We start from the raw sequence: 17543 nt of genomic DNA on the forward strand, positions 1-17543 counted from the left end.
GGCTCCCATGCAGAAAGACCCCTTCCGCACCCGCGACCACGTTGCCGATTTTGATGACATCGTGGCCGATATCGTGGCGCGCAGCGCCGCGACCCGGGCGACGCTGGCCATGGCGGGCGATCTCGCCTATGGCGAACACCCCGCCGAGAAGCTCGACCTGTTCTTTCCGCCGGGCCGGGGCGGCAATCTTCCGGTTCATATCTTCATCCATGGCGGCTACTGGCGCATGTTCTCCAAGGCCGACTATTCCTATGTCGCGGATACCGTGACCAGGGCTGGCGCGATCGCGGTGATCGTCGACTATGCGCTGATGCCCGAGGTGAGGATGGCGGCGATCGTGGATCAGGTCCGGCGCGCCAAGCAATGGGTGCTGGACAACATCGCCAGCCATGGCGGCGACCCCGGCCGGATAAGCCTCAGCGGCCATTCCGCCGGGGCGCATCTGGCGACATTCCTGTTTGAAAAGACGCCTGCGCCGGCACACATCCATGCGGCGCTGCTGCTGGGTGGCCTCTACGACCTGAAGCCCCTGCAGACGTCTTTCCTCGAGCCAATGATCGGCATCACCGACGAGGAGGCCGCGGCCTTCGCGCCGATGACGCGGCAACACGATCCTGATACCGCCGTGACGATCGTGGTAGGTGCGCAAGAAACGCCGCCATTCCACAAGCAGGCGGCTGATTTCGCAACGCGATTGCGCGCGCTCGGGCTCGGTGTCCGCAACCTGTCCCTGGAAGATCGGAACCATATGAACAGCGTACGGGATCTGGGCATCAGCCGCACGCAAGCTGGCGATTGCCTGTTAGAAATTATCGAAGCGACGCGCGACTAGTGCGGCCGGGTTTCCGCGCAATGCCATAGACGGCGGCGGGCGGTATGTTCCGCACCGTCCTTCCGATCCATCTTGCTTCCGACCCAAGGTCTTCGAGCATCGCCAGGATCAGACCTGCCGCGTCAATTCCTGGTTCCATGCAACCGCCCCTCGGATTCCAAATGCAGCTCGCCAACCCTGCGCGCGTTAGGCGATACCGCCGAAGCAGAGATATTTGAGTTCCGTGAAGTCATCGAGGCCGTATTTCGAGCCTTCCCGCCCAAAGCCTGATTGCTTGATGCCGCCGAACGGCGCCACTTCCGTCGAAATCAGGCCAGTGTTGATGCCGACCATGCCGTACTCAAGGGCTTCGGCCACAGCCCAGACGCGCGACATATCCTTGGCGTAGAAATAGGCCGCCAGCCCAAACTCGGTGTCATTCGCCATGGCAATGACATCCTCCACCGTATCGAAACGGAACAGGGGTGCCAGGGGACCAAACGTTTCTTCACGGGCTACCGCCATTTTGCCTGTCACGTCGGTCAGGACGGTCGGCCAGATGAAATTGCCGCCCAAGGGGTGGTTCGGGCCGCCAGCCACGATGCTGGCGCCATGAGCGACGGCGTTCTCGATGTGGCGCCTGACCTTGGCGACGGCGCGATCGTCGACCAAGGGACCGATCTCGGTGCCTTCCGCGAAGCCGTCGCCCACCTTGAAGGCTTTCACACGACGGGCAAGTTTTTCCGCAAACTCCTCATAAATGCCGGTCTGCACGTATAGGCGGTTGGCGCAAACGCAGGTCTGTCCGGCATTTCGATACTTTGAGACCACGGCTCCCTCGACAGCAGCGTCGATGTCGGCATCGTCGAACACGATAAACGGTGCGTTGCCCCCCAGCTCCATGCTGAGCTTCATCACCTGGGCGGATGCTTGCGCCATAAGTGTGCGGCCGACTTCAGTGGATCCGGTAAAGGTGAGTTTGCGTACCTTTTCGTTTTCGCAGACCTCATCACCGAAGTCCGAACTCTTGGTGATCGGGACTACGCTCAGCAAACCGGCGGGAACCCCTGCCCTTTCCGCGAGCACGGCCAGTGCCAAGGCAGACAAAGGGGTCAGGGCTGCCGGTTTGAAGACCATCGAACAACCGACCGCCAAGGCGGGAGCGATCTTGCGCGCCACCATCGCCGAAGGAAAATTCCAAGGCGTCACGGCCCCGACGACGCCTACGGGCTGCTTGATTACGACGATCCGCTTGTCACGAGCATGCCCAGGGATGGTGTCACCATAGACGCGCTTGGCCTCCTCGCCGAACCATTCGATGTAGGACGCGCCGTAAAGGATTTCGCCTTTCGACTCTGCGAACGGCTTGCCCATCTCGGCGGTCAAGATGGTGGCCAGATCATCCAGATTCGCGATTGTGAGATCGTACCAGCGACGCAGAACGGCAGCGCGCTCCTTGCCCGTACGGGCAGCCCAGGCCTTCTGCGCCACATGAGCTGCGTCGATGGCTTTCGCGATTTCCACTCGCGTGAAATCCGGCAATGTTGCCAGCACCTCGTTCGTCGACGGGTTGGTAACGTCGAAGGTTTGGCCGGACTGCGATCGACCGAGCCATTCGTTGCCGATCAATCCCGCTTCGCGGACCAGGTCCTTATCCTTGATCCTGCTTAGGAGTGTCGCTGATACGGCCATGACTATTCACCTCTACTGGATTGCTGGCGACCGCGCTTAAACATCAGGCGCTCCGCGCGGTACGGACTTGGGGACGAGCATCCCCGGCGTCGAAGTGCCCCCAGCGAACGTATCGAGCGGTCGTAGGCAGGCCAAGCACGGCATTAATTCGTCAGCGCGACCTTCCGAACTGCCGCCGGCGACAAGTTGCGTGGGGGCTTTTTGTGCGAGTTCGGTCGCCGTCACCGGGTTGTCGGTACCGCCCTTGGTGTCGTGGCGTGCAACGGAGACACGTCTTGCAGGGGCGGTTTCCATCACGATCTTGGCTCTCCTTGATTCAGGTGACGGCCGTTCCCTCCAGCGCGCCTGGCATGGCTCGCTCCCTTACGTCCTTTTCCAATACCATCGCACCGGAAGGGGTCCCTCCGTCAAATAGCGTTTTGTAATGGGAGATATAGCGAAACGGCACACTCGACTCCCTACGGTGTGATGGTAAGGCCACGAGGCAATGCCTCTTATTCTAGCCCTGTCCCAACGACACCGTGTCTGCGCTACCCTGGGATTTCTTCAGTCGCTGCGCCAACCGGCGGATTTCGTCAATCAGGATGGGGAGGACGACATGCTGGGCCGCGCTTTCCTGCGGCCGCACCAGGGCGATGGTTCGCGTCATGTCCCTGTCGGCGATGGCGGAGGCACTCAATGCGTGTTGAGAGAGTTCACGGGCCACGCTTGAGTGAGGCAGAATGGTTGCATATTGCGTGGCCTTATCCGCGATCACGGTTTTGACCGCGCCAAGGGAATCGAGTTCCAGCTCTGGCTTGAGGGCAATGCCCCTTGCCTGGTAGACCCGATCGATAATTCGCCGCAACTCATGGATTTCGCTGGGGAGGATCAGCTTCAGACGGCCGATGTCGCTGAGCTGGCGCGGCGGTTGGAGCTTCACACCGGCATAGGACGTTACAAGTACAAGGCGCTCTGAGAACAGATCGATGATGTCGAGCCTTTCCGGCGAAGTAGGCCGATAGGTAAGCGCGGCGTCGAGACGTCCGCCGCGCATGAGGCTGGCGAGGTCGCCGCTGTAGGCCTCGACCACGTTCAGTGTCACGCCCTGACATTGAACTCCGACGAAACTACGGATGTCCTCAAGGAACAGCGAAGCGATAGTTGGGCAGATACCCAGCGATATCTCGCCTTTCAGTTCATTGGAACGCCGACGCATCTCGCGAACGGCGTCATCCAGGCCATCTATGTGAAGGCGGGATCGACCCAGCAGGAACCGGCCTTCTGCCGTGGGCTCGGCTCCCCGTCCGCTGCGGTTTATCAGAGAAACGCCGACCTCCTTCTCAAGCAGTTTGATCTGCCGCGTCAGCGAAGGCTGCGCTACGCCGATGGATTGGGACGCCCGAGAAAAGCCCCCGTGCTCGCACACCGCAATGAAATAGCGCAGGCGCCTGAGATCGATGCCCTCCATCTCCCCGCTACCTGCCGGTGACACGGTCAAGGAGCCGGGCAATCCACGGCGTCGTGGTTGGCTCAAACAGGGGGTTGATGTCAGGCACGAGGTTTATCTGGTGGCGCGGTGGTTGATCTATCACGGATAGCCGGCCCTGATAGGCTAGCCACCACACGATAAAGACGCCGACGAACCAGAACAGCACCTGCCAGATTAGCAGCGATGGCACGCCCGGCGCCACGACAGTTCCTGCAAAAATCGGCTCGCTGAAGAACTTGTTGCCTAGGATCGCTCCAGGTCCGAGCGCGAAGAACGCCCAGAGCAGGGTCAGCGACCATTTCGCGGTCGTGGCCGCAGGGTTGCCATTGCGCGCCGGTTGGCTTTTCTCAAATGCATCGTGGAGGCGGTCCCTGCGATCTCTTTCAGCACCGCTTCGCGTGAACAGAGAGACCAGCAGGCACGCCGCAAAATTCGGGATCAGCCCCCATCCGGCCGAATGCACCGATAGAGGCCAACGACCCCACGGCAGGTCGATGAACAGTCGCTCGAACAGGACCAAGCCGAAGCTCTCTGTAAACACCACGAAGAGACCTCCGACAATTAGCCCCGTCAGCACACCGCTGCGGCTAATCCAACGCACCCAGCAAAGGCCTAACACTGCCGGCAGGAACTGCACGGACAGACTGAGCGTGAGAGACGAAAAGATCGTCGCGCCAAGCGGTGCATAACTCGCGGCGATGGCGACGGCGCCATAGACGAGGGCTAAGGTGACACGTGCCGCAAACCGCATCGTGCGTTGGTCCATGCCCGGAACAATGTAGCGGGACGTGAGTTCGAGCGTGCAGATGGAAGCACCCGATCCAGCGAAAAACGCCACGGCAATTTGGGATGCCGCCACCAAAAGAACAATGAAGCCCACCGCCACCATCTGGTCGAGCGACGCCAGGCGCGTGGTGAAGGCGGTCAGGGTCCTTCCTGCCGCGATCTCGCCGGCTAGGATCGGCCCGACCAATATCAGTGCACCGGCCGCCACCCCCGCGATCATCCAGACCTGGCCAAATGCAAAGCCGCGATGCGGCTTACTTGTCATGCCGAGGAAGCTGAACCCGGGACTGATGGCGATGCCGCCCAAAGAGAGTGCGAACGTCAATCCCGCAAACGTCGTCCAGATGCCGCCGATCGGGAGTTCCTTGCCGATACCGGCTGTGAACTGGATCACTCCGGGGATCATGTCGGGCAGCACGCCCCCGGTGGTCGCAATGCCGCCAGCGGTAAACGCGAGCTTGCCAACTGTGAAGCCCGTGAAACCGCCGAAGAACAGGAGGAGGGCTAAGATCAGCAAGGACTGGGCGGCAACAAAATAGGCGGTGCCGCGCCAGCCGCCGATCACGCTGCAAACGAACAGCGCAAACGCAAACGCCCAGATTGCAAGCCCGGACGGGATGTCGCCCGCGGTTGAAGCCTCCACCAGTTCGCCCGCCTGAGACAAAGCCGTCGCCGCGAACGGGATGGTGAAGAGAAACAACAAGACAAGCATGAAAATGCGCAGGGTGGTGCTGCCAAAATAATCGCCGAGCAGGTCACCCAGGGTTCGCAACGAGGTCAGTCTCGAGGCGAGCCAAAGGCGCTTCTGCGTAAGGGCTGCGACGAGGGCGACGCAGATGATCCCGACAGCAATCTGATTGTATTGCAGGCCGAAGATGGAGAGCAAAACCAGGTGATCCGAAAGGCTAAGACTTGCCAAGGTAATGCCGGCACCAGCGAAGATGATCACCCAAGGCGGCAATGATTGACCGCCATCCACGAAGTCAGACGCCTGCTGGGTGTGACGGCCGCTGATGGTTGCAAGATAGAGACCGAAGACCGCAACGATAGCGAGCATGGAAACAAGCAGGGAGGTCATTCGGAGCCTCCCGTCGAACGGGTTGAATCTCGGTCACCCGAACGGAAGTCGCGGATGGCGTCGAACCCTTCAAATGCCTGTCGCGCGCCGTACCGGGTGATCAGGTAGAAAACCACCACGGCCCCTGTGGTGATAAAGCCGACGCTGAGCGGCATGAAGTTATTCACGGCCAATGGCGCGCCAACGAGCGACAGAGCTACGAAGAGGAGCAGGCCGATTCCATAGATGATGAGGCCAAGTCCCAATTCGCGGGGCGAGAACCCTGTGCCGTAAACAGCATTGACGATCACATGCGCCACAAATCCCGCCAGAATAATCGCGAACCCGGAGAGGAGATAGGGCGCCCCGCCTTGGCCGAATCCGTAGTCGAACAAGAATGCGGCCGGCAGGGCCGCTGCCAACCAGCACGCCATAACCAGGGCGTGGCGGTCCAGCGTTTCATTTGGGCCGAGCGGGGTCATGAAAAGTTCTCGCTAAAGTGGGCCGCGTTCAGTCGTCCTTGTCCTTAGGAGCGTCCGGCCCCTGGAAGTTGCGGAACGACATCCCGCCCGCGCTCCCGAGATTCTCGATCGGCAGCCCGAGGTCCTTCATGAGCCCGTCTACGAACGCCACCTGGGTACGGTACTTCATGGCGGAGTTCACGACGCGGTCGGTCATGTTGCCGCCACCCGAACCGCCATTGCCCGCGCCAGCTGTTTCCGAGGGACTGTTGAGGCCTGGCAGTCCATCGACCTGCAGGATCTTGATGGATTCGATATTTTCCATCGGCTTGACCGTCTCGCGAATAATACTCGGCAGATTGCTGACGAGGTTCTCGTAGATGGCACTCCGCCTGCTGGCGTCCGAACGGGTGTTCTCCGACTCGTTGAGCATGCGCTGCCCGGCGGCGTCCTTGGCGTAGCGGATTTCGGCTGCGTTGGACTCTGCGATTTCCGCCTGTGCCCTTAGTTCCGTAGCTTCCTTCTCGGCTCTTGCCGAAGAGACCACGCGCTGGGCGTCGCGCTCGATCCTGGACGAAGACTGGATAAGCTCGATCCGCTTGATGCGTTCGGCCACCTCTTCTTCGCGTGCGCTGTTGACCTGTTCTTCCTGTTCAACCTGCTTTTTCAGGGCTTCCGCAGCTTCCGTCTTCGCGTAGGCTTCCTCGATCGACTTGTTGATCACCGCGATGAGCCGTTCCTTGTCGACGATTTCAACCTCCTTCTGCTGTTCGATCTCATACTTATCGACAAACTTCCGCGCCGCGATGCGCAGTTCATCAATCTGCCGGTTGGCCTCGATCGACGCGTCCTGGATTTCTTGGAATGCCTTGGTCTCGGCAAGCTTGATTTTCTGGTTTTTCTCGATCTCGAGTTGCACGATTTCCTCGTCAACCCTCAAGCGTTCGACGTCGACATCGTAACGCTTCTGCAGGCGCGCCTTTTCCTGGTCTGCTTCGGCAAGCTCATTGCTGATGCGAACCTCTTTTGACTTCGCCACAGCCAGCAATTCAATGGTTTTGTCGGTTTCGATACGGTGTGTCTCGGTGACCCGTTGGCTCTGCAGTCTGGCCTGGTCGATCTCGGCCGATGACGTCGTCTCGATAATCGACAACTCCTGTCGCGACCGAATTTCCGATTCCTTCACATGCTGCTCGTTTTCGATCCTCTCGGCCTCGACTTCCCGGCGGTTCTGGATCCGTTGCATCTCGAGCTCGCGGCGCGACATGATCTCCGTCAATTCAGTCTCTTGCTGTTTCTTGATCTCCAGCGACCGCACCTCCGACTGGGTAGTGATCCGTTCGGAATCAATCAGTCGGTCCTTGGCGATCCGGATCCGCTCGCCTTCTTGCTCGCTGCGAATCCTGGCGTTCTGAATACTGATCGTGGAGCTGGACCGCTCTGCCTCGATTTCCGCCAGCTGCGAGGCTTTGCGGATTTCGATTGCCTGTGTCTGTTCGATGCGGGCGTACTCAAGGTCACGCTCGATCTCCAGAGCCCGCTGCTCCGTCTCGAAATCCTTGAGCTTGATACCGATCCGCGATTCGTTTTCGATGCGGTTGCGGAGCTGACGGCGCTCTTCAATCTGCTCGGTCAGCTGCGTCAGTCCTTCAGCATCGAACGCGTTGGACGGGTCAAATACGGAAATGGCGGTCTGGTTGAGGTTGGTCAGCGAGGCGTTTTCAAGCTCGAGACCGTTGGAGCCGAGAGTTGTCGCCGCCAGAGCGGCGACCTCGCTCATGTAACGACCGCGGTTGGTGTGGATCTCATCCATCGTCATTGTGGAAGCGATGGCCGACATCGCGTCGACGAACCGGCCCTGAACGATCTCCTTTAGCGCGGCCGGATTCTGGGTGCGCTCGCCGAGCGTCCTGGCGGCGGTCGAGACACCGACTTGCGTCGGCACGACCCGCACGAAGAACTCGGCGATGATATCGATGCGCATCTTGTTCCTGGTGATCAGGGATTGCTCGCCGAGCCTCCTGATTTCCACCGGAATCGCGTTCATGTTGACGCGGGTGATGTCGTGGACGATCGGGATGATCAGCGCACCACCGCCCATGACCACTCGCTCGCCCCCAAGGCCGGTCCGGACGAAGGACTGGTCTTTTGACGAATGTCTGTAAAGCCAGTGCAGCAGATAGACACCAATCGCGATGATGATCGTTATGAGAATAACGACTGCGATCACATCTGAGCCATTCATGGGAAGATCCTCCACTTAACCGCGGGCGCCGAGCACTTTGGCGCGAAGATTGACAGCCCTCAGAAACGCTCCTCGCCGGCGACGGCGAGTACGATCATTGAGACGGCGATGAGATTGACAAGGTCAGCAACGGTGTAGAGCACGATGATCGGCGCCACATGTCCCGTGCCGATGACGACATCCACGAAGTGCAGTATCGGGTAGATCGCCCAACCGATGGTCAGGATCAGCCTGATCCAGAAATAACCGAGCCGGATTGGCCGCGTCGACTTGCTGACGGCATCCGCCATCGCACCGAAATACATCTCGCCGAGAATGTAGAGCCAGAAGGCGATCGACAGCAGCACGCCGAGGGTCGGATTGAAAATCCGTGCGTCACCAAAGTATCGTGCGAGAACCATCAGGATTGCAGCTGCCAGTGTCCGCCAGAAGACACCTACAGGCACTTTTCCCGCAATGCTCGCAAAGAAGAACACCGATGCCACCTGCATCGGCTGAACCACAAACCACGCGACATAGCGCGAAGCCGCACTGAGCTGCTGGCCCGTCAGCCAAATGTTCGAAGCAGCGTAGTATTCAATGCCCGATGCGAGAAGGGCGACGCCTGACAGCGCCAGCGGAACCCGCCACCGCTCGGACGTCCACGTCAGGCCCAGCATCGCCAAGGCAGCGGTTGCAAACGTGGCAAGGGTAGCAACGCTGAGCGCGGTGCTCACAACGGCGCTGGACTGAAAGAGTGTTCCAAACATGGGCTTTCCCTAAACTTGAGCTCTGATGTCTGGGGCGCGGCCGTAGAGCGCGACCATCGGCAGGATCAGAAGACCGAAAATGAACTGTTGCCATTCGTATTTGAGCCCGATGCCGATCAGGAAGGCACTCAGGACTTGCAGGACGAGAACCCCGATCACTGTGTAGCCATAGCCGCCGTACCCGCCCATAAGCGAGGTTCCGCCGATCACCACCGCAGCCAGGGTTGTGAAAAGATACTGGTCGCCGACCCCTATGAATCCGCCGCCGCTCCATCCCAGCAGCAGGCATCCTGTCAGGGCGGCCGAGAAGCCGCTTATGGTGTAGGCCACGGTCCAGTATTTGAACTCAGAGACACCGATGAGCTTGGCGGAACGGCGATTGCCGCCAAGAGCATAAATATACCTGCCAAAGGCGGAATACCGCAGTCCGACAATGACGATGATCGCGATGACGATCCACAGGAGGATTGTCGGCGGAACGGCCAAACCGAAGGTACGACCGTTCATAGCAGCGAGGTTCTGGAGCCATTTGGGCACCGTCCCAAAAACATTGCCGCCAAATGACGACCCTATACTGGTCAGGATCTGGACCAGACCTGCAATCGCAAAGCCCATGCCGAGCGTCAGGATCAAAGCCTGGCCCTGCAGCCTGTATGACAGGACGCCGTTGAGAAAACCCAGAGTGGCGCCGATGAGCAGCACAAAGACGACTGCCAGCCACGATGGCACGCCGAGCCCGATCAGGAAGAGCAGCCCGATATTCGAGGACCCGATCACAAATGGGATCGACAGGTCCAAGCCGCCCAGCAGCGCAACCAGCGTTTGGCCAACGCAGGCGATTCCCAGGAAAGCGGCAAACAGCAGAATTGCCTTGATATTGGGAGCTGAGAGAAACCCGTTGATCGTGAAGGAGCTGATCACAATCAGCGCCAGCAGGACAATCAGCCCGATAAACGCGCTCCGGCCGTGAGCGAAACGGTTGCTGACCTTGAACGCGAAGACCAGGATCGCTTCCAGCAGCAGGAAGGCGATCAGGTTGCCAAGGCTCCTGAAGGACGGGACAGTAGCGGTAATCAGCAGGTACACAATCAGCATCACCGACATGGTGATGATCAGAACCCGGTTACCGGCCCAGACGCCGCCGGCAGCGGCGGGCGCGCTTCCGGTGTCCAGTGACGAAGGCCGTGGCTCAAATATGACCGCTATGTAGTTGATCAGCCAGAAAAGAACAGCGGCCAGCACGACCGTGTAGAGAATGACAACCTGGGCGCTGATCCCCTGCCAGAATCCCAAGCCAAAGCTGATCGCGGCAACTACGAACGTGACCGCCAGGTTAAGCCACACCAGAGTGCGCGATCGCGGAACAAATAAGCCGCCACCGCGGCTGCCGTCGCCAAACGTCTGGGTCATACCGTGATCCCCACCAATTGTCCGGCCGCCGCAATGCCGGCCGCATGGCTTTGCTCGCCGACGACCAGAAACAGGAGCAGGATGAGTGCCGAGACGAACACATAGATGAACGCGCCGAGGCGCACTGATACGGCTTCAGACACGACCACACGGACCGTAAGGGTCAGCACGGCCAGTATCGCGGCGAAGCCAAAGACGGCCTTTTGAAGCGGGGAAAGGTCGGGTAACGCGACTCCGCTTCCCGACTGCGGGGGCAGCAGCAAATAGCGGGTCAACACGTCCGGATTGGCCTTCAAGGCATCACTGGCCACCGCCGCCACGCCATAGGTGTCGCGGGTGCTGACATACAGCATGATGCCGAGAACCACGCAGCCCAGGACGACAAATGCCGCAAAGGGCGAAATGAAATAAAGGTATCGCCCGATGACTGGGACGAGCAGGGTCAGCAGCAGCGAGAGAACGAGGATCAGTCCATAGAAAAGCTGTGTCACAAACGCTTGCGTCGAGCCGAAATTGAACGTGGCGAGCACATAGCCGATCAGGAAGAGGTTGAGCGCGCCGAGCAGCCCGCCCGCCACGCCACCGCGCCCGCCGGACAGGCTGACGCCCCCGAGCACGAGGGCGGTCACCGCCGTCAGCGTCATGGTGGTGCCCTGTGTCGGATCTCCGGACGAAATCAGCGCGGTATAGCAGATCGCGCCGAGGCCAACGAAGAGACCGGCGATGACATGAGCACCGATCCGAACCACGTTGATGCGCACGCCGCTGGTGTAGGCCGCGCGCTCATCGTAACCCATCAGACGCAGGTTTGTGTAGAACGAGGTCATGGTGAACAGCAACCATGCCGCGATAGCCAGCAACACGATCAGAAGGACCGGTGAAAAGATGGTGTTGCCGAGGCCCCAGGACGACATCCAGTCGGGCGCAGTGCCGCCAGGCCTCGGGAGGATGACGAGGTTGATGCCGGTCAGGGCCAGAAAGCCACTCAGCGCTACAATGATCGGCTGGACACGCACGAATATGATGATGAGCGCGAAAAAGAGCTGGTAGAGCACGCCGATCCCAAGGGCGACCAGGATGACACCAAAGGGACCCGTCACGATGCCAAGCCCGTTGAGCTTGACGATCGTAACATTGATGAAAGCGAGCAGCGGTCCGACTGCCAAGTCGACAGTGCCGCGTCCCGCCACAGCCAGGGCCACAAGGGAGAATGTCGCCAGTATCAAGGGCGCCGACACGATGATCGCGCTGCCGAATCCCGATAACGATACGAGGTTCGGCCCCCTGATGACCGCAGTGCTCAGGAGCAGCGCGATCAGCAGGATCGGGACCAGCAGGTAGGTGTTTTGGGAGGCCCTGGACTGAGACATTACCATTTGTCTTTCGTTGCTAACGCAACCTAGAACTCAATGACCTTCCGGCCCTCGTTGGGCCGCTCGTTGCGGGACGATGACCGGCTTTCGGAAATGCTCCGTCCCGACAGGGCATTGCTGCCTTGACCGCGTCTTTCCGGATCCGCATTGAGGATTTTCTTCAGCACGGGAGAGATGACCTCCTTGAATTTCGCCGGGTCTTCCGACGTCGGGAAGTGACCGCCGCCAAAGATGATGCACTCGGAATTCTTGACCTTTTCGGCGGTACGCTGGGTCATTTCCGGCGTACAGGCGAAATCGTACTCGCCAGTCAGGAAGTAGATCGGCACCTTCCCCGAGATTTTCTGGCACTGGTCGCGGAAATCCGAATCGACGCTGTAGAAATAGAGGTCGCCCTTGAAAATGCCCGGGCCGCCTTGCGCGTAGTACCACCAGGTCTCCCACCGGTAATCGTCGGGAGAGAGCGGCGCCATCAGACCGAACACCGAGGTCGCGACCACTTCGCCACCATGGATGTGGGGGTGATGCAGCGGATCGATCCACCATCCCGGCGAATAGTCGCAGGCTTCAAGAGCGATGAAGGCAGAAAACTCGCTTTCATAGCGCAGTGCCAATGCCAGGCAGATGTTGCCTCCCATTGACTGGCCCATCAGGACCGGTTTGCGCAGATCCAGCGCCCGGCAGAACGCCACGATGAACTCACAATAGAATTTGGTCGTGAGTTTGTATTCGTCTTCCATCAGATGGAAGTCTGCCGGCGGGATCGATTTGCCATGCCAAGGCATGTCGAAGGCAATGACACGGAAATTCTGGCTGATATCGGGATCGCACAGCTGATGCCGGTACTGGCGCCCGTCAGTGCCGGCGGTATGCAGGCAGACCATCGGAATGCCTTCGCCGTGTTCCTCGTAGTACGTGCGATACGTTTTGCCTTCGCACTGGACATAAACGTAACGCCCGACAATCGGATCGTGTGTATTCATGACAACTCTCCTGCGCTGCCGTTAAACTTGTCGCATCAGCGAGAGCATACGCGTCAGCGCCCGCAGATTCTGCCAGAAGGGGAGCGAATTGCCCTCAATAATCAGCTGCTTGTGCAGCGGATGCGCCATCGCCCAGATGTCGTTGAACATCGGCGGTGGGATTTCCTGGGCAAACTTCGACCAGGCGCTGCTCGGAGCCTTGAGCCAAAACTCCACGCCCATGTCATTGGGGGTGAGACCCTGTGCAATCTTCTGAATCTTGCCCCCCCGAACATCCACCAGATACTCGGTGTCGTCGAAACCCAGGACGAATTTGCTCGTAAAAAAACGGCCGACAACCGGTAAGATACGGTCATCGTTGACCTTTCTGGCCCATCGCTCGATCCATTCCAGATCAAAGCTGCTCCTGCTTCCATATCTACTCATATTATCCTCCTGATTGGGGAATTCCTGCCCCGTTCCTAACCGGGTAATGACTTCTTTGCGGGCCCGTAAACTGCCACGAACGACGCGGCATCGATCGCAACCGGCATCACTGCAGCCGCAAATACCGCGAAATCGGCTTCGGCCGGCAACTCGACTTTGTCCACCTTCAGCGCATAGAGCGTGAAGAAGTACCGGTGCGCTCGATCCGGCGGCCAAGGTCCGCCGTATCCCTTGCCAAATCCCGGGATCTTGAATGTCACGAAGTCGCTGTTGAACTCGACAGCGCCGTGCGGCATTCCCAGGCTCCCGCTCGCTCCTTCCGGCAGTTCCCTAAGTTCCGCCGGAATGTTTGCCACCAGCCAGTGTGCAAACGAGCGGGGAAAATTAAACGCCTCTGGCAGATCAGGATCGGTGATGGCCAACGCGAAGCTGCGCGTGCCTTCCGGAGGACCTGACCAAACCAACCTGGGCGAGAGGCGGTTGTCTTCGGCGAACCGGTCGGGGATAACGCGCCCCGGCGCAATATCCGGACAACTCAGCACGAAAGATGGTGTTGCCGCCATATGGTTCACCTCCTGGTTCAGCAGGGTCACAGACCTTGGCACCGGCCGGCCCTGTTCAAGTCTCGGACTATGGCTATCTGCGACCGGCATCGGGTTGTCCGGATCATTCTCGTTGGCGGCCTCCCCGGGCAATCGCGCCGTTGCGCGGCGACCGAACATGGCATTGAGGATGACATGTCCGTCGAACGGCGGCTCAAAATCAGCCGAAATCGCGCCATTGCGAAACACGTGAACCCGCGTGCACAGATTCAGGAATTCTTCGAGCTCGCTGGATAGGAACACCACCGCGTTGCCCCGGGCCGCGAATTCCTTGAGGTTGCGGTAAAGATCCAGCTTGGCCCCCACGTCGATGCCGCGGGCCGGATCGTTGAGCACCAAAACCACCGGCTTTTCGGCAAAGGCCCTGGCAATCAGCACCTTCTGCTGGTTGCCGCCTGACAGCGATGTGATCAGGTTCTGGGGGCTTCCCATTTTGACGGCCAGTTTGCTGGACTCCCACTCGAAAACCGGCGTCAGCTTGGTCCGGTTGATGAAGTTCAGCACACCGCCGGACCGGAATTCGCGATACACTGGGAGCAGCAGATTTTCGTATATGCTCAGATTGGCAAAGATGCCTTCTTTCTTGCGATCGCCGCTCACGTAGCTGATGTTGTTTCGTCGCGCCGATGCAAGATCAGTAACCTCGCTGGCCTTGCCGTCGTTAACCACCACCAGCCGGCCTGCAATCGGAGACTGGATGCCGGCGATGCACCTTACGAAGTCCGCCTGCCCTTGCCCGTCCAGGCCGGTGATCCCGATGACCTCGCCGGGGTACACCGTGAAATTGACAGCTGCAGCGTCTGACCAGACCCGAAGGTCAGTCGCGCGCAGAACCGGTCGGTCGCCAAGACGCGTCGGCAAAGGCTGATCACGGCTGGTCCCACTGCGCTCGGCGCCGGCAATGAGTTCGAGAATCCTGGACTCGGTGATCTCCTCTTTAGCCAGCTTGCCGACATCCACGCCGTCGCGCAGGACCGTCGCACGGTCTGCAATACGCACCAGCTCGGCGATACGGTGGGTGACGATCAGAATGCTCGCCCCCCCTTGCTTCAACTGCCGCATCTTGCGGAACAGCCTCTCCGTGGAATCGAAGTCGAGCGCCGCAGACGACTCATCGAGGATCAGGACCTTGGGATCGGTAAGGAGAGCCCTGGCGATCGTGACCCACTGTTTGACGCTCAGGGGCAGTTCGCCTACCAGGCCGGAGAGGTCGATTTCGAAGCCGAGGAGTTCGCGCATCAGCGCGGCTGCCTTGGCCTCCTTTTCCTCCCGGTTCATGGATGAACCCAGCAGGCTGTCCGCGCCCAGGTAAAGGTTGTCCAGCACCGAGCACTCATCTGCAACAAGCACCTCCTGAAAAACATTGGAGATGCCCAGCTGGCGCGCTTCGTGTGGAGACGTTGCCGACTTTCCAAGGATTGAGACCTGGCCGCTATCCGGAATCAGAACGCCCGAAATAACCTTCGCGAGCGTGCTTTTGCCCGAGCCATTACCACCAATGATCGCGTGAACCTCGCCCGCATAGGCCGTCAGGTTGCACCCGCCGAGCGCTACCGTCGGCCCGAAGGTCTTCCTGACCGATGAGAGTTCAACCGTGGGGTACGACATCATAGGTCCAGTTGGCCGACGTTGGTCGGCTAGACTTGCATGGAATGAAGGAAATGCCACCCCGTCGGCGTCGAAGGGGTGGCCAGACCGGTGGCAGTCACTGCGCCTTGAAGGTCTCGGGATCGGCCGGGCGCAGGAAAAACTGGTCCAGGTAATCCTTGCTTGCCCAGTTCTGTGCGCCGACGTTGTACCAGCCGTCAGAGTCTTCGCTGCAGTCGGCCGGGACGGCCTTTTCGAGCTGCTCGTAAGTGAGCGTCTGCGGCTTCGTTAGGATGGACTGGACCTTCGGCCCCTGTCCCTGAAGAGTGCGCATCATGATGTTCCACGCGAACTCAAAATCATCACCTGGGGGCCATGCCTGGACCGCCTGGCTGACGAAATCCTTGTTGTTGCGCCAATAGCAAAGCGCACCGATTTCGCCGCCGATCGAGAACGGCACCATGTCGCGTCCACTCTGTTGCAGAGCGCGCAAGGCACCCAACTCAGACGCCGACTGGATGATGATGCCGTTCAGGTCGCCCGGATTGGTGGCCAGCCATTTCTGGATCTCGGACTGGGCAACCTGGTCGGTCCACATGCCGGCAACTTGACCCACCACTTTGATGTCGGGGTATTTCGCCAGTGCCTTCAGCACGCCAACGTTCTGGGAATCCGATGCCGAAGCGCCGGGAATGCCTTCGACAACAAGGACGTTACCCTTGCCATTGATCTGCTTGGCCATCCATTCGCCGAGCATGCTGCCACCGACCACGAAATTCGCGGAGGAGTTCACAGCATATGGAGATGTCAGATACCCGGTGGCCGAGAACACCGGTATGTCACGCTGGTGAGCGTATTCAACGGTCTGGTTCAGCGAAGTCGGATTGGAGCAACAGACGATGATTGCGTCGACGCCCTGGTCGACAAGCTGCCGCATCTGCTGGATCTGCGTGGAGTCGTTCAGGTTCGACTGGGTAATGATCACGTCCTTGACGAGGCCGAGCTTCTTCCATTTCGGAATGAGTTCCTCCTGCAGACGTTTCATCACGTCAGCGCGCCACGTATTGCCCGCATATGAGCTTGCATAGCCGATCGTCCACGGCGGACCCTTCTTTGGCTTCCAATCGCGATACGCACTCTCCGCGAGCGGCTGCATCGGATCCATCATGTCCTTGTTGTAAAGTTCGTCCTGGATGTTCTTGGGCAGCTCATCCACGCCACCGGCAAATGCCGGACTGAAGCTGGCGATCGTTGCGACAACGGCAAGCGATCGCAACATGGTTGCGAATGTCGTCAATTTTTCCTCCCTTAGTGCCGGGCGTTGAGCCGTGTGCACGCTGAGTTCAGTGGAACCCGCGAGGGACTATCGGGCAATCAGGACCTTGGAGGTAATACATTTTTCAAATGCGCTCTATACGCTTTCGCTATGGAGATCTCTCGGCTGAAGGGTCCAAGATAGAAGCTATGGAGTTTCCCAAAGATTGGCGTGCTTTGGGGCCGAAGCGGCCAGTCAGCTCTTGAGCGATAGAACAGATCCCGCAGGCTCAAGCCATATGCCAGATACCAGCGCATGAGCTACGCACCCCTCTGGCGGACTTGAAGACCCAAGCCACAGGTGGCGCTTGCAACCCTTGATGGTCCCGGTCGTGAAGAGGCGCTTCGTCATATCGTCACGTCTGTCGACCGCACCAGCCGAATCGTCCGTCAAGTGCTGGCGCTCGCGGCGCTCGAAGCGGCGCCGCCGCCCTCCGCAGCCTAGACCGAAATGGCGTGGCGATCTCCGATGGGGGCCAGGCGTGGATGACGATGAGCTGCCGCGCATCATCGAGCGGTTCCATCGAGGGCGCAACAAAGCGCTTCCGGCACCGGGCTTTGTCTTACGATCGCAAC

At 59.6% G+C, this 17543-nt stretch carries 13 protein-coding genes; 1 reads left to right on the top strand and 12 read right to left on the bottom strand.

The annotated features are described in order from the left end of the window. Positions 1-7 precede the first annotated feature (7 nt). On the top strand, positions 8-832 hold the full coding sequence (locus tag AC07SZ_RS25365; RefSeq protein WP_494916362.1) for an alpha/beta hydrolase: 825 nt from the start codon (positions 8-10) through the stop codon (positions 830-832). Between the two features lie 186 nt (positions 833-1018). Here the strand turns inward: AC07SZ_RS25365 and AC07SZ_RS25370 are convergent, their stop codons facing one another. The 12 genes from AC07SZ_RS25370 to AC07SZ_RS25425 form a co-directional block, all read right to left on the bottom strand. After that, positions 1019-2503, bottom strand: a complete 1485-nt coding sequence (locus AC07SZ_RS25370; protein WP_494916364.1) for an NAD-dependent succinate-semialdehyde dehydrogenase — start codon at positions 2501-2503, stop codon at positions 1019-1021. A 499-nt stretch (positions 2504-3002) separates the two neighbouring features. Beyond that, positions 3003-3953: a LysR family transcriptional regulator gene (locus AC07SZ_RS25375; protein ID WP_155772364.1), complete on the bottom strand. Its 951-nt coding sequence runs from the start codon at positions 3951-3953 to the stop codon at positions 3003-3005. 7 nt (positions 3954-3960) lie between these two features. Further along, the gene (locus tag AC07SZ_RS25380; protein ID WP_056565121.1) at positions 3961-5838 is read right to left on the bottom strand and encodes a hypothetical protein; all 1878 of its coding nucleotides are present in this window, start codon (positions 5836-5838) and stop codon (positions 3961-3963) included. Continuing rightward, positions 5835-6299: a hypothetical protein gene (locus AC07SZ_RS25385; RefSeq protein WP_494916365.1), complete on the bottom strand. Its 465-nt coding sequence runs from the start codon at positions 6297-6299 to the stop codon at positions 5835-5837. Before AC07SZ_RS25385 ends, AC07SZ_RS25380 begins: the two co-directional genes overlap by 4 nt. 28 nt (positions 6300-6327) lie before the next feature. After that, positions 6328-8523: a flotillin family protein gene (locus AC07SZ_RS25390; RefSeq protein WP_056565127.1), complete on the bottom strand. Its 2196-nt coding sequence runs from the start codon at positions 8521-8523 to the stop codon at positions 6328-6330. 59 nt (positions 8524-8582) lie between these two features. Beyond that, positions 8583-9272 (bottom strand): bacteriorhodopsin, encoded by a 690-nt coding sequence (locus AC07SZ_RS25395; protein WP_056565130.1) that lies wholly within the window; start codon positions 9270-9272, stop codon positions 8583-8585. A 9-nt stretch (positions 9273-9281) separates the two neighbouring features. Further along, a complete protein-coding gene (locus AC07SZ_RS25400) occupies positions 9282-10682 on the bottom strand; it encodes an ABC transporter permease (protein ID WP_494916366.1) in 1401 nt (466 codons plus the stop codon). Continuing rightward, positions 10679-12058 carry an ABC transporter permease gene (locus AC07SZ_RS25405; protein ID WP_494916367.1) on the bottom strand — a complete coding sequence of 460 codons (1380 nt, stop codon included), beginning with the start codon at positions 12056-12058 and terminating at the stop codon, positions 10679-10681. Before AC07SZ_RS25405 ends, AC07SZ_RS25400 begins: the two co-directional genes overlap by 4 nt. 23 nt (positions 12059-12081) lie before the next feature. Further along, entirely contained in the window at positions 12082-13038 is a 957-nt protein-coding gene (locus AC07SZ_RS25410; protein WP_056565134.1) for an alpha/beta fold hydrolase, read from the bottom strand. Between the two features lie 21 nt (positions 13039-13059). Further along, on the bottom strand, positions 13060-13464 hold the full coding sequence (locus AC07SZ_RS25415; RefSeq protein WP_006326052.1) for a hypothetical protein: 405 nt from the start codon (positions 13462-13464) through the stop codon (positions 13060-13062). Between the two features lie 35 nt (positions 13465-13499). Beyond that, a complete protein-coding gene (locus tag AC07SZ_RS25420; RefSeq protein ID WP_494916369.1) occupies positions 13500-15674 on the bottom strand; it encodes a YbhB/YbcL family Raf kinase inhibitor-like protein in 2175 nt (724 codons plus the stop codon). Between the two features lie 97 nt (positions 15675-15771). Beyond that, complete coding sequence (locus tag AC07SZ_RS25425) at positions 15772-16932, bottom strand: ABC transporter substrate-binding protein (protein WP_056565137.1); 1161 nt, start codon at positions 16930-16932, stop codon at positions 15772-15774. Positions 16933-17543 lie beyond the last annotated feature (611 nt).

The sequence above is a fragment of the Mesorhizobium sp. GW821-FHT07A06 genome (assembly GCF_059419085.1).

What these genes read in the sequence shown, in the direction of transcription:
- AC07SZ_RS25425 (WP_056565137.1), bottom strand. Translation starts at nt 16,932, where the DNA reads ATGTTGCGATCGCTTGCCGTTGTCGCAACGATCGCCAGCTTCAGTCCG.
- AC07SZ_RS25375 (WP_155772364.1), bottom strand. Translation starts at nt 3,953, where the DNA reads ATGGAGGGCATCGATCTCAGGCGCCTGCGCTATTTCATTGCGGTGTGC.
- AC07SZ_RS25380 (WP_056565121.1), bottom strand. Translation starts at nt 5,838, where the DNA reads ATGACCTCCCTGCTTGTTTCCATGCTCGCTATCGTTGCGGTCTTCGGT.
- AC07SZ_RS25395 (WP_056565130.1), bottom strand. Translation starts at nt 9,272, where the DNA reads ATGTTTGGAACACTCTTTCAGTCCAGCGCCGTTGTGAGCACCGCGCTC.
- AC07SZ_RS25385 (WP_494916365.1), bottom strand. Translation starts at nt 6,299, where the DNA reads ATGACCCCGCTCGGCCCAAATGAAACGCTGGACCGCCACGCCCTGGTT.
- AC07SZ_RS25365 (WP_494916362.1), top strand. Translation starts at nt 8, where the DNA reads ATGCAGAAAGACCCCTTCCGCACCCGCGACCACGTTGCCGATTTTGAT.
- AC07SZ_RS25420 (WP_494916369.1), bottom strand. Translation starts at nt 15,674, where the DNA reads ATGTCGTACCCCACGGTTGAACTCTCATCGGTCAGGAAGACCTTCGGG.
- AC07SZ_RS25410 (WP_056565134.1), bottom strand. Translation starts at nt 13,038, where the DNA reads ATGAATACACACGATCCGATTGTCGGGCGTTACGTTTATGTCCAGTGC.
- AC07SZ_RS25415 (WP_006326052.1), bottom strand. Translation starts at nt 13,464, where the DNA reads ATGAGTAGATATGGAAGCAGGAGCAGCTTTGATCTGGAATGGATCGAG.
- AC07SZ_RS25405 (WP_494916367.1), bottom strand. Translation starts at nt 12,058, where the DNA reads ATGGTAATGTCTCAGTCCAGGGCCTCCCAAAACACCTACCTGCTGGTC.
- AC07SZ_RS25370 (WP_494916364.1), bottom strand. Translation starts at nt 2,503, where the DNA reads ATGGCCGTATCAGCGACACTCCTAAGCAGGATCAAGGATAAGGACCTG.
- AC07SZ_RS25390 (WP_056565127.1), bottom strand. Translation starts at nt 8,523, where the DNA reads ATGAATGGCTCAGATGTGATCGCAGTCGTTATTCTCATAACGATCATC.
- AC07SZ_RS25400 (WP_494916366.1), bottom strand. Translation starts at nt 10,682, where the DNA reads ATGACCCAGACGTTTGGCGACGGCAGCCGCGGTGGCGGCTTATTTGTT.